The sequence below is a fragment of the Streptococcus mitis genome, from assembly GCF_016658865.1.
Lineage (GTDB): Bacteria > Bacillota > Bacilli > Lactobacillales > Streptococcaceae > Streptococcus > Streptococcus mitis_BT.
Genome location: NZ_CP067992.1, coordinates 258,331 through 270,737 on the forward strand (window position 1 = coordinate 258,331; position 12,407 = coordinate 270,737).

The 12,407-nt window shown below is 43.5% G+C and carries 14 protein-coding genes; 12 read left to right on the top strand and 2 right to left on the bottom strand.

The features are described from left to right. Positions 1–12: 12 nt before the first annotated feature. The 9 genes from rsmA (at position 13) to pflA (ending at position 8,416) form a co-directional block, all read left to right on the top strand. Positions 13–885: a 16S rRNA (adenine(1518)-N(6)/adenine(1519)-N(6))-dimethyltransferase RsmA gene (rsmA, locus tag JJN14_RS01230; RefSeq protein ID WP_201058699.1), complete on the top strand. Its 873-nt coding sequence runs from the start codon at positions 13–15 to the stop codon at positions 883–885. A 1-nt stretch (position 886) separates the two neighbouring features. After that, on the top strand, positions 887–1,765 hold the full coding sequence (gene rsgA, locus JJN14_RS01235) for a ribosome small subunit-dependent GTPase A (RefSeq protein ID WP_201058700.1): 879 nt from the start codon (positions 887–889) through the stop codon (positions 1,763–1,765). A 10-nt stretch (positions 1,766–1,775) separates the two neighbouring features. Further along, positions 1,776–2,432 carry a ribulose-phosphate 3-epimerase gene (gene rpe / locus JJN14_RS01240; RefSeq protein ID WP_201058701.1) on the top strand — a complete coding sequence of 219 codons (657 nt, stop codon included), beginning with the start codon at positions 1,776–1,778 and terminating at the stop codon, positions 2,430–2,432. After that, positions 2,395–3,057, top strand: a complete 663-nt coding sequence (locus JJN14_RS01245) for a thiamine diphosphokinase (protein WP_201058702.1) — start codon at positions 2,395–2,397, stop codon at positions 3,055–3,057. Before rpe ends, JJN14_RS01245 begins: the two co-directional genes overlap by 38 nt. A 1-nt stretch (position 3,058) precedes the next feature. After that, positions 3,059–4,315 carry a DNA recombination protein RmuC gene (gene rmuC, locus JJN14_RS01250; RefSeq protein WP_201058703.1) on the top strand — a complete coding sequence of 419 codons (1,257 nt, stop codon included), beginning with the start codon at positions 3,059–3,061 and terminating at the stop codon, positions 4,313–4,315. Next, complete coding sequence (locus JJN14_RS01255) at positions 4,305–5,246, top strand: 3'-5' exoribonuclease YhaM family protein (protein ID WP_201058704.1); 942 nt, start codon at positions 4,305–4,307, stop codon at positions 5,244–5,246. The genes rmuC and JJN14_RS01255 overlap by 11 nt, the downstream gene beginning before the upstream one ends. A 105-nt stretch (positions 5,247–5,351) precedes the next feature. Then, entirely contained in the window at positions 5,352–6,179 is an 828-nt protein-coding gene (gene purR / locus JJN14_RS01260) for a pur operon repressor (protein WP_004255834.1), read from the top strand. Positions 6,180–6,245: 66 nt separating this feature from the next. Continuing rightward, positions 6,246–7,496, top strand: coding sequence for a diaminopimelate decarboxylase (locus JJN14_RS01265; protein ID WP_201058705.1), 1,251 nt, complete (start codon positions 6,246–6,248; stop codon positions 7,494–7,496). A gap of 125 nt (positions 7,497–7,621) precedes the next feature. Further along, a complete protein-coding gene (pflA, locus tag JJN14_RS01270; RefSeq protein ID WP_033683045.1) occupies positions 7,622–8,416 on the top strand; it encodes a pyruvate formate-lyase-activating protein in 795 nt (264 codons plus the stop codon). 74 nt (positions 8,417–8,490) lie between these two features. Here pflA and yidC read toward each other — a convergent pair whose 3' ends face one another. Next, positions 8,491–9,417 (bottom strand): membrane protein insertase YidC, encoded by a 927-nt coding sequence (gene yidC, locus JJN14_RS01275; protein ID WP_201058706.1) that lies wholly within the window; start codon positions 9,415–9,417, stop codon positions 8,491–8,493. Positions 9,418–9,494: 77 nt separating this feature from the next. Next, entirely contained in the window at positions 9,495–9,773 is a 279-nt protein-coding gene (locus tag JJN14_RS01280) for an acylphosphatase (protein WP_001174612.1), read from the bottom strand. Between the two features lie 33 nt (positions 9,774–9,806). Here JJN14_RS01280 and JJN14_RS01285 point away from each other — a divergent pair, with 33 nt between their 5' ends. The 3 genes from JJN14_RS01285 to asnA all read left to right on the top strand — a co-directional run bounded on the left by JJN14_RS01285 (position 9,807) and on the right by asnA (position 12,388). Further along, on the top strand, positions 9,807–10,547 hold the full coding sequence (locus JJN14_RS01285) for a TrmH family RNA methyltransferase (protein ID WP_049499185.1): 741 nt from the start codon (positions 9,807–9,809) through the stop codon (positions 10,545–10,547). A 54-nt stretch (positions 10,548–10,601) separates the two neighbouring features. Next, a complete protein-coding gene (locus JJN14_RS01290) occupies positions 10,602–11,285 on the top strand; it encodes a Bax inhibitor-1/YccA family protein (protein WP_042750024.1) in 684 nt (227 codons plus the stop codon). Positions 11,286–11,395: 110 nt separating this feature from the next. Further along, the gene (asnA, locus tag JJN14_RS01295; RefSeq protein ID WP_201058707.1) at positions 11,396–12,388 is read left to right on the top strand and encodes an aspartate--ammonia ligase; all 993 of its coding nucleotides are present in this window, start codon (positions 11,396–11,398) and stop codon (positions 12,386–12,388) included. The last annotated feature ends 19 nt before the right edge of the window (positions 12,389–12,407 follow it).

Here is a 12,407-nt window from a genome sequence, read left to right on the forward strand (position 1 = left end):
AAAAGAGAATAGATGAGAATTGCAGATTATAGCGTGACCAAGGCAGTGCTAGAGCGTCACGGTTTTACCTTTAAAAAGTCCTTCGGGCAAAATTTCTTGACGGATACCAATATTCTTCAAAAAATTGTGGATACGGCTGAAATTGATGACCAAGTCAATGTCATCGAGATTGGGCCAGGAATTGGTGCCTTGACTGAGTTTTTAGCTGAGCGTGCAGCTCAAGTCATGGCATTTGAGATTGACCACCGCTTGGTACCAATCCTAGCCGATACCTTGCGGGATTTTGACAATGTGACCGTAGTCAACGAGGATATTCTAAAGGTTGACTTGGCGCAGCATATCCAGAATTTTAAAAATCCTGACTTACCAATCAAGGTAGTAGCCAACTTGCCTTACTATATCACGACACCTATTCTCATGCACTTGATTGAAAGTGGCATTCCTTTTAGTGAGTTTGTGGTTATGATGCAAAAAGAAGTGGCAGATCGTATCTCTGCTAAGCCAAATACCAAGGCTTACGGCAGCTTGTCGATTGCAGTTCAGTATTACATGACCGCCAAGGTTGCCTTTATCGTACCTCGTACGGTCTTTGTGCCAGCACCAAATGTGGACTCAGCCATTTTAAAAATGGTGCGTCGTCCAGAGCCAGCCGTAGCAGTGGAAGACGAGAATTTCTTCTTTAAGGTTTCCAAGGCTAGTTTTACCCATCGCCGCAAGACCTTGTGGAACAATTTGACAGGTTACTTTGGCAAGACTGAAGAAGTCAAGGATAAGCTGACCAAGGCCTTGGATCAGGCAGGCTTGTCACCAAGTGTGCGTGGGGAAGCTCTCAGCTTGGCAGAGTTTGCCAGCCTAGCAGATGCGCTTAAAGGACAAGGGCTCTAAGATGCAGGGACAAATCATTAAAGCCTTGGCAGGGTTCTACTATGTAGAAAGTGATGGCCAGGTATATCAGACGCGCGCGCGTGGGAATTTCCGTAAAAAAGGCCATACCCCTTACGTTGGGGATTGGGTAGATTTCTCTGCCGAGGAAAATTCAGAAGGTTATATCCTCAAAATTCACGAACGGAAAAACAGTCTGGTTCGTCCGCCCATTGTCAATATCGATCAAGCTGTGGTAATCATGTCCGTCAAGGAACCGGACTTTAACAGCAATTTGCTAGATCGGTTCTTGGTTCTTTTGGAGCACAAGGACATCCATCCAATCGTCTATATTTCTAAAATGGACTTGCTGGAAGAACGGTCAGAATTGGATTTTTACCAGCAGACTTATGGTGCTATTGGTTACGATTTTGTGACCAGTAAGGAAGAACTTTTGCCCTTGTTGACAGGTAAGGTTACAGTCTTTATGGGCCAGACGGGTGTTGGAAAATCAACTCTCCTCAATAAAATCGCACCGGATCTCAATCTTGAAACAGGAGAAATCTCAGACAGTCTGGGTCGCGGTCGCCATACTACTCGAGCTGTTAGTTTTTACAACCTCAATGGGGGTAAAATTGCAGACACGCCAGGCTTTTCATCCTTGGATTATGAAGTCTCAACGGCGGAAGACCTCAATCAGGCCTTTCCAGAAATCGCTAGTGTCAGCCGAGATTGTAAATTCCGCACTTGTACTCATACCCATGAGCCAGCTTGCGCCGTCAAGCCAGCTGTAGAAGAGGGCGCTATCGCGTCCTTCCGTTTTGACAACTACCTACAATTCCTCAGTGAGATTGAAAATCGCAGAGAAACTTATAAAAAAGTCAGCAAAAAAATTCCAAAATAAGGAGAAACCTATGTCTCAATACAAGATTGCTCCGTCAATTCTGGCAGCAGATTATGCCAACTTTGAACGTGAAATCAAGCGTCTAGAAGCAACTGGTGCAGAATATGCCCATATCGATATCATGGATGGGCACTTTGTGCCACAAATCAGTTTTGGTGCAGGTGTGGTTGAAGCTCTTCGCCCTCATAGTAAGATGGTCTTTGACTGCCACTTGATGGTAGCTAATCCAGAGCATCATTTAGAAGACTTTGCGCGTGCAGGTGCGGATATCATCAGCATCCATGTGGAAGCAACGCCCCATATTCATGGTGCCCTCCAAAAAATTCGTTCACTCGGAGTTAAGCCTTCAGTTGTTATCAATCCTGGTACGCCTGTTGAGGCGATTAAGCACGTCCTTCATCTAGTTGACCAAGTTTTAGTCATGACAGTTAACCCAGGCTTTGGTGGGCAAGCCTTTCTACCAGAGATCATGGATAAGGTCCGAGAGTTGGTTGCTCTTCGTGATGAAAAAGGCTTGAATTTTGAAATTGAAGTCGATGGCGGGATTGATGATCAAACTATTGCTCAAGCTAAAGAAGCTGGTGCGACTGTTTTTGTAGCAGGTTCCTATGTCTTTAAGGGAGATGTCAATGAGCGAGTACAAACTCTCAGAAAACAACTGGACTAGGGTTGCCGTTTTTGCAGGAGGAGACCGCGGTCATTATCGGACGGACTTTGATAGTTTTGTCGGTGTGGATCGAGGCTCGCTCTGGGTCTTGGAGGAAAACCTACCTCTTGCTCTAGCGGTTGGAGATTTTGATTCAGTGACTGCAGAAGAACGACAGGTGATTCAAAAATGTGCCCAACATTTTGTCCAAGCGCGACCAGAAAAAGATGATACAGATCTGGAATTGGCTCTCGTGACTATTTTTGAGAAAAATCCTCAGGCTGAGGTTACTATTTTCGGTGCTTTGGGTGGCCGTATTGATCACATGCTGGCTAATGTCTTTTTACCTAGCAATCCCAAGTTGGCACCCTATATGAGCCAGATAGAAATTGAGGATGGGCAAAATTTGATTGCCTATTGTCCAGAAGGGACCAGTCAGCTAGAACCCCGTTCAGACTACGACTATCTAGCTTTTATGCCGGTTCGGGATAGCCAGCTGACTATTATTGGTGCCAAGTATGAGTTGACAGAGGAAAATTTTTTCTTTAAAAAAGTATACGCTTCTAACGAATATATAGATAGGGAAGTGTCGGTGACTTGCCCAGATGGTTATGTGGTCGTGCTGCATAGTAAGGACAGGAGGTAGGATGGAAAGTTTACTTGTTCTATTATTGATTGCCAACCTAGCTGGTATCTTTCTGATTTGGCAAAGGCAGGATAAGCAGGAAAAACATCTAAGTAAGAGCTTGGAGGATCAGGCAGATCACTTGTCAGACCAGTTGGATTACCGCTTTGAACAAGCAAGACAAGCCAGCCAGTTAGATCAAAAAGACTTGGAAGTGGCTGTCAGCGACCGCTTGCAAGAAGTGCGAATCGAATTGCACCAAGGTTTGACTCAGGTCCGTCAAGAAATGACAGATAATCTCTTGCAAACAAGAGATAAGACCGACCAACGTCTCCAAGCCTTGCAGGAATCAAATGAGCAACGTTTGGAACAAATGCGTCATACGGTCGAGGAAAAACTAGAAAAGACCTTGCAGACACGTTTACAGGCTTCCTTTGAGACAGTTTCCAAACAACTGGAGTCGGTCAATCGTGGTCTGGGAGAAATGCAGACAGTTGCCCGCGATGTTGGTGCTCTCAATAAGGTTCTCTCTGGAACCAAGACGCGAGGGATTCTGGGCGAATTGCAACTGGGACAAATCATTGAGGACATCATGACCCCTACCCAGTATGAACGAGAATACGCAACGGTTGAAAACTCCAGTGAACGAGTGGAGTATGCCATTAAGTTACCCGGACAAGGCGACCAGGAATATGTCTACCTGCCGATTGACTCCAAGTTTCCACTGGCAGATTATTATCGCTTAGAAGAAGCCTATGAAGCAGGTGATAAGGAAGAAATCGAACGCTGTCGCAAGTCGCTCTTAGCAAGCGTTAAGCGTTTCGCAAAGGATATCAAGAGCAAGTACATAGCACCGCCTCGGACGACCAATTTTGGAGTTTTGTTTGTTCCGACAGAAGGTCTCTACTCAGAAATCGTCCGCAATCCTGTTTTCTTTGATGATTTGAGGCGGGAGGAGCAGATTATTGTCGCAGGTCCAAGTACCCTGTCAGCTCTGCTCAACTCCCTATCGGTTGGCTTCAAGACTCTCAATATCCAAAAGAGTGCCGACCATATCAGCAAGACTCTTGCCAGTGTCAAGACCGAGTTTGGCAAGTTTGGTGGCATTCTGGTTAAGGCACAAAAACACCTCCAACATGCCTCTGGCAATATTGATGAATTATTAAACCGTCGTACCACAGCTATCGAGCGGACGCTCCGTCACATTGAGTTATCAGAAGGTGAGCCTGCGCTTGATCTACTCCATTTCCAAGAAGATGAGGAAGAATATGAAGATTAGTCACATGAAAAAAGATGAGCTGTTTGAAGGCTTTTACCTAATCAAGTCAGCTGACCTGAGACAAACTCGCGCTGGGAAAAACTACCTAGCTTTTACCTTCCAAGATGATAGTGGCGAGATTGAAGGGAAACTCTGGGATGCCCAACCTCATAACGTTGAGGCCTTTACAGCAGGCAAGGTTGTCCACATGAAAGGACGCCGAGAAGTTTATAACAACACCCCTCAGGTCAATCAAATTACTCTCCGCCTGCCTCAACCTGGCGAACCCAATGATCCAGCTGATTTCAAGGTCAAGTCGCCAGTTGATGTCAAGGAAATCCGTGACTACATGGCGCAAATGATTTTTAAAATTGAAAATCCTGTTTGGCAACGAATTGTCCGAAATCTATACACCAAGTACGATAAGGAATTTTACTCTTATCCAGCTGCCAAGACCAACCACCATGCCTTTGAAACGGGATTGGCCTATCATACGGCGACCATGGTGCGTTTGGCAGATGCCATTAGTGAGGTCTATCCTCAGCTCAATAAGAGCCTGCTCTATGCAGGAATTATGCTACATGACTTGGCTAAAGTTATCGAGTTGACGGGACCAGACCAGACCGAGTACACAGTGCGAGGCAATCTTCTTGGGCATATCTCTCTCATTGATAGCGAAATTACCAAGACAGTTATGGAACTCGGTATCGATGATACCAAGGAAGAAGTCGTTCTGCTTCGTCACGTCATCCTTAGTCACCACGGCTTGCTTGAGTATGGAAGCCCGGTTCGTCCACGTATCATGGAGGCAGAGATCATCCATATGATTGATAATCTGGATGCTAGCATGATGATGATGTCAACAGCTCTGGCTTTGGTGGATAAGGGAGAGATGACCAATAAAATCTTCGCTATGGACAATCGTTCCTTCTATAAACCAGATTTAGATTAATAATTTAAGAAAAACGAGCATTTTTTAGGGCAAGAATGTTCGTTTTTTTATGTGAATATGGTATAATAGATAAAATATCAAAATTAAATGAAATGGGAAATAGAAATGAAATTAAGAAGAAGTGATCGGATGGTTGTCATTTCCAACTATTTGATTAATAATCCTTATAAACTAACTAGTCTCAATACTTTTGCTGAAAAGTATGAATCTGCTAAATCATCCATCTCAGAAGATATCGTGATTATCAAACGTGCCTTTGAGGAAATCGAAATCGGCCACATCCAGACAGTTACTGGAGCTGGTGGAGGTGTCATCTTCACACCATCAATCTCAAGCCATGATGCCAAGGAAATGGTTGAGGACTTGCGTGCTAAGTTATCAGAAAGTGACCGTATCTTGCCTGGTGGCTATATCTACTTGTCAGATTTGCTTAGCACACCAGCTATCTTGAAAAATATTGGTCGCATTATTGCCAAGAGCTTTATGGACCAAAAAATTGACGCGGTTATGACAGTAGCGACCAAGGGTGTGCCACTTGCAAATGCAGTTGCCAATGTCCTCAATGTTCCCTTTGTTATTGTGCGCCGTGACCTGAAAATTACCGAAGGTTCAACTGTCAGTGTCAACTATGTATCAGGTTCAAGTGGTGACCGTATCGAGAAAATGTTCCTTTCAAAACGTAGTCTCAAGGCAGGCAGCCGTGTCTTGATTGTGGACGATTTCTTGAAAGGTGGCGGAACTGTCAACGGGATGATTAGTCTCTTGCGCGAGTTCGACTCAGAATTGGCAGGTGTAGCGGTCTTTGCGGATAATGCCCAAGAAGAACGTGAAAAGCAGTTTGACTACAAGTCACTCTTGAAGGTAACCAATATTGATGTCAAGAACCAAACTATCGATGTTGAGGTTGGCAATATCTTTGACGAAGATAAATAAGAGATAGAACTAAAGGTTGGAACGATTGTCCCAGCCTTTCTTTGCAAATAGAATAGAAGGAAGTTTATGAAAACACCATTTATCAATAGAGAAGAATTAGAAGCGATTGTTGCTGAGTTCCCAACTCCCTTTCACTTGTATGATGAGAAGGGAATTCGTGAGAAGGCAAGAGCCGTCAACCAAGCATTTTCTTGGAACAAAGGTTTTAAGGAATATTTTGCAATTAAGGCAACTCCAACACCAGCTATCTTGAAAATCCTCCAAGAGGAAGGTTGTGGTGTGGACTGCTCTAGTTATGTAGAGCTCTTGATGAGCCATAAACTGGATTTCCCCGGTTCTGAGATTATGTTCTCCTCTAACAACACGCCAGACAAGGAATATGCCTATGCGCGTGAATTAGGTGCGACCATTAACTTGGATGCCTTTGAAGATATTGAACATTTAGAGCGAGCAGCAGGCATTCCAGAAATCATTTCTTGTCGTTACAATCCTGGTGGTGTTTTTGAATTGGGAACAGACATTATGGACAATCCTGGTGAGGCCAAGTTTGGGATGACTAAGGATCAGCTTTTTGAAGCCTTTGCGATTTTGAAGGAAAAAGGAGCTAAGACCTTTGGGATTCACTCCTTCCTAGCATCCAATACCGTGACCCCTCTCTATTATCCAGAGTTGGCGCGTCAGCTCTTTGAATTGGCTGTTGAAATCAAGGAAAAGTTAGGTATTTCGCTAGATTTTATCAATCTTTCTGGCGGTATTGGTGTCAACTATCGTCCTGAGCAGGAACCAAATGATATTGCCTTGATTGGTGAGGGAGTTCGTAAGGTGTATGAAGAGGTTCTTACTCCAGCTGGTCTTGGTCAGGTCAAGATTTTTACCGAATTGGGTCGCTTTATGCTAGCCCCTCACGGTGCTTTGGTCACAAGAGTCACTCATAAGAAAAAAACTTATCGTACCTATCTAGGTGTGGATGCATCGGCAGTCAACCTCATGCGTCCAGCTATGTATGGAGCCTACCACCATATTACCAATCTGACACATCCAGAAGGACCAGCTGAAGTGGTAGATGTGGTCGGTTCACTCTGCGAAAATAATGATAAATTTGCAGTGAATCGCGAGTTACCTCATACAGAAATCGGTGATTTGCTGGTAATTCATGATACAGGTGCCCACGGTTTTTCAATGGGATACCAGTATAATGCCAAATTACGTTCTGCGGAAATCCTCTATACTGAAGAAGGTAAAGCTCGTCAAATCCGCCGTGCAGAGCGCCCTGAGGACTATTTTGCAACCTTGTATGGCTTTGATTTTGAAGAATAAAATGATAATTAATTGAAAATGAAATTGAAAAACAGATTGCTTTCTAAAAAATAGGCAAAAATCTTGTTTTTCCTTCAAGTCGTGATATAATAAAACTATAAAACGTTTTCAAGGAAGGTAACGATATGTCTGAAGAAACAATTGATTATGGACAAGTGACAGGAATGGTGCATTCGACAGAAAGCTTTGGTTCGGTAGATGGGCCTGGTATTCGCTTTATTGTCTTTTTGCAGGGCTGTCACATGCGTTGCCAGTACTGCCACAACCCGGATACTTGGGCTATGGAGTCCAATAAATCACGTGAACGCACAGTAGATGATGTCTTGGCAGAGGCTTTGCGCTACCGCGGTTTCTGGGGAAATAAGGGTGGTATTACAGTTAGTGGGGGAGAAGCCCTCTTGCAGATTGATTTCCTGATTGCCCTCTTCACAAAGGCTAAGGAACAAGGAATCCACTGTACCTTGGATACCTGTGCTCTTCCTTTCCGTAATAAACCACGTTACCTTGAAAAATTTGACAAACTCATGGCTGTCACTGACTTGGTTCTCTTGGATATCAAGGAAATCAACGAAGAACAGCACAAGATTGTCACTAGCCAAACCAATAAAAACATCCTGGCCTGTGCCCAGTATCTATCAGATATTGGAAAACCTGTCTGGATTCGCCACGTGCTAGTTCCAGGATTGACAGACAGAGACGATGACTTGATTGAACTTGGTAAGTTCGTCAAGACCCTCAAAAATGTTGATAAGTTTGAAATCCTTCCTTATCATACCATGGGTGAGTTCAAGTGGCGTGAACTTGGGATTCCTTATTCACTCGAAGGAGTCAAACCACCAACAGCAGACCGCGTTAAGAACGCTAAAAAACTCATGGATACCGAAAGTTACCAAGACTATATGAAACGTGTACATGGATAAAAAAGAAGCCTGATGGAAACATCGGGCTTTTGATTTGCAAAAAGACTTAGCAAATCAGCTAAGCCTTTTTCTTCTTATCTCGAACGTTGTTTTCCAGCGTTGCGATTTTTGTGTTTTTTCTTGCTAGTGATAGCAGTTGGTTGTTCAGGGGTAACGTCTTTTCGTCCACTTGGTGTTGAGAAAGCACGTGCTTTTGGTGGGTTCTTAGCTAGTTCTTCACGGACTTTTTTGCGAAGTTTTGGACGAACGATATAGTTGACGATAAACTGTTGGAGAATCATCATGAAACCACCGACAACCCAGTAAAGAGTAACACTAGCTGGTGAGAAAAGGGAGAAGACGACGATCATGAGTGGGCTCATGTAAATCATTTTCTTGATTTGTTCTCTTTGCATTTCATCTTCTACTCCGTGAAGTGAAAGGAGCGATTGAAGATAGTAAAGAATACCAGCACAGGCAACCAAAATCATACTTGGAGAACCTAGAGGAATTCCTAGGTAGCTTGCTTGAGCAACACCTTCAGTATGTTGGGCAGCAAAGTAGATAGCAGAGAAGAAAGGCATTTGAAGGAGGATAGGGAAACATCCTACACCACCAAACATGCTGATGCCGTGCTCTTTTTGAGCTGCAAAGAGAGCTTGTTGGGCTTCGAGTTTTTCTTCTTGAGTAGTTGCTTCTTTGAGACGCGTTTGGTGTGGCTCAAGGACGTGCTTGAGGGCGTTCATCTTTTCAGAGTGAAGCGTTGCCTTCCATGATTGGTAGATACCAAGTGGCAAGATAATCAAGCGCACGATAATGGTTACGATGATGATACCAACCCCAAAACCAAGTCCCTTGTCATTGGCGAAGTACTTGATAGCTTCAGCCATAGGCGCTCCGATAGTATTCCAAATAAATCCTGTTGGCTGTCCTGTGGCTTTATCGACATTGACACAGCCAGTTAAGACTAGCAACATAGCCACTCCCATAGCTGAGAGTGCAAAACGTTTAATAGATTTCACTGTTTTTATTCCTTCTTTAAAAATTATACCTTTCTATTCTACTGTTTTTTTACAAAATATACAATAGTTCTAGAGACCTAATTTGCGATTTTAAAGTCAGGGTAGGGAGGAAAGTTGCTTAGTTTGACATCTAAGTAGCTGACTTTTGAAAAAGGTGTGGGTCCTTTGCGGATTTCTTGGATAAATTTTGCCATGATAGCAGATGAGTCTGCTTGGGCTAAGATTTCCACTGTGCCATCGTCGTTATTCCATACCCGACCTGTGATGCCACCAATTTCAAGCGCCAAGCTGTAAACACCCCAACGAAAGCCGACTCCCTGTACCCTACCTTGGGCAATCATTCTAACCTTTTGCATACCAAACCCCTTTGATTGTGTTATAATATTTCTATGACTATTATAACCTCAAAAGCCAATTCTGTGGTAAAAAATGCCAAGAAATTACACCAAAAAAAATACCGCAAGTCTGCCTATTTGATTGAAGGCTGGCACTTGTTTGAAGAAGCTGTCCAAGCTGGAGTGACGATTGAGAAAATCTTTGCCTTAGAAAATTACCGAGATCAGTTAGCCTCGTTTCCGCAAACTGTCTGGGTTTCAGAGGATATTTTGCTAGATTTGGCGGATTCTCAGACTCCACAGGGCATTGTTGCCGTGGTTCAAAAAGAAGAAGTAGGGCAAGCTGACTTTAGTCAGGGTAAGTTCTTGTTTTTGGAAGATGTGCAAGATCCTGGTAATGTAGGAACCATTATTCGGACTGCGGATGCAGCAGGTTTTACTGGAGTGATTGTTTCAGATAAGTCGGCAGATATCTACAGTCTCAAGACCCTACGTTCTATGCAAGGCAGTCATTTTCATCTGCCTATTTACCAGATGTCGAGTCAAGCACTTCTTAAGGAAACCAAAGAGGCAGCTATCCCAGTGCTAGCAACAACCTTATCTAAAGTTTCTGTTGATTACAGAGAACTGCCTCCTATAGAAAATTTTGTACTAGTCATGGGAAATGAGGGGCAAGGAATTAGTTCCCTTATGGCTGAAAGTGCAGACCAGTTGGTCCACATTAGTATGAAGGGGCAGGCGGAGAGTCTCAATGTTGCCGTTGCAGCTGGTATTTTAATTTTCCATTTAAGCTAATTTTAACTTTCTTTGTTATAATCAAGGAAAGATGTTCATAGAAAAGGAGAAAAGATGAATCACACTATTATTCACGACCGCGCAGGTCTCAATCAATTTTATGCTAAGGTTTATGCCTTTGTTGGTCTGGGGATCGGACTATCCGCTTTAGTATCAGGTCTTATGTTGACCGTCTTTCAGTCTCAGTTGGTTTACTTTTTGATGCAGGGACGTCTCTGGTTGACCATTGCAACCTTAGCAGAGCTAGCTCTGGTCTTTGTTGCCAGCAGTATGGCTTCGAAGAATAGTCCAGCGGCTCTTCCAGTATTTTTACTTTACTCAGTATTAAACGGCTTTACCCTCAGTTTTGTGGTGGCCTTCTATACTCCAGGTACAGTTTTATCTGCCTTTGTATCAAGCGCCCTTCTCTTCTTTGTTATGGCGGCAGTCGGTATGTTCACCAAGAAAGATTTGAGTGGCCTTGGTCGGGCTATGATGGCGGCTCTTATCGGTTTGTTGATTGCTATGGTAGTCAATATTTTCTTGGCTAGCGGTTTCTTTGATTATATGATTAGCGTAGCCATGGTCTTGGTCTTCTCTGGTCTGATTGCTTGGGACAACCAAAGAATTCGCTATGCATATGAGCAATCACAAGGTCGTGTAGAGACAGGTTGGGTTGTGTCAATGGCTCTCAGTATCTATCTTGATTTTATCAATCTTTTCCTAAGTATTCTACGTATCTTCGGTCGCAATGACTAAAGGTCCCTAACATCAGTGTTCGAAGGAGCACTGATTTTTTTATATTTGGTCTTTTCTTTTCTTGGAAATAGGTGTATAATGCTTTTAATTAATTTTTTGAGGAGTAGTTTATGAAGAAAAGTTTTATTCACCAACAAGAAGAAATTTCCTTTGTCAAAAACACTTTTACCCAGTATTTAAAAGACAAACTAGAAGTTGTCGAAGTTCAAGGTCCTATCTTGAGTAGGGTCGGTGACGGGATGCAGGACAACTTATCAGGTGTGGAGAATGCCGTATCGGTCAAGGTTCTCCAAATCCCTGATGCTACTTATGAAGTGGTGCACTCCCTTGCCAAATGGAAACGCCACACTTTGGCTCGTTTTGGTTTCGGTGAAGGTGAAGGTCTTTTCGTCCACATGAAGGCCCTTCGTCCAGACGAAGATTCGCTTGATGCGACCCACTCTGTTTATGTTGACCAGTGGGACTGGGAGAAGGTTATCCCAAATGGACAACGTAACATTGCCTACCTAAAAGAAACAGTTGAGAAGATTTATAAGGCTATTCGCCTGACTGAGCTAGCTGTTGAAGCCCGCTATGATATTGAGTCTGTCTTGCCAAAACAAATCACTTTTATCCACACAGAAGAGTTGGTAGAACGCTACCCAGACTTGACACCAAAAGAGCGTGAAAATGCTATTTGTAAAGAATTTGGAGCAGTCTTCTTGATCGGTATCGGTGGGGAATTACCAGACGGTAAACCGCACGATGGACGTGCACCAGACTACGATGACTGGACAAGTGAGTCTGAAAATGGCTACAAGGGTCTAAATGGTGATATTCTTGTCTGGAATGAGTCTTTAGGTGGAGCCTTTGAGCTATCTTCTATGGGAATCCGTGTGGATGAAGAAACTCTTCGCCGTCAGGTTGCCATCACAGGTGATGAAGACCGCTTGGAATTGGAATGGCACAAGTCCTTGTTGAATGGCCTATTCCCATTGACAATCGGTGGAGGAATTGGACAATCTCGGATGGCCATGTTCCTACTTCGCAAGAAACACATCGGAGAAGTGCAAACAAGTGTTTGGCCTCAAGAAGTCCGCGATACTTACGAAAATATTTTGTAGAGAATCGAACCGCAAGGTT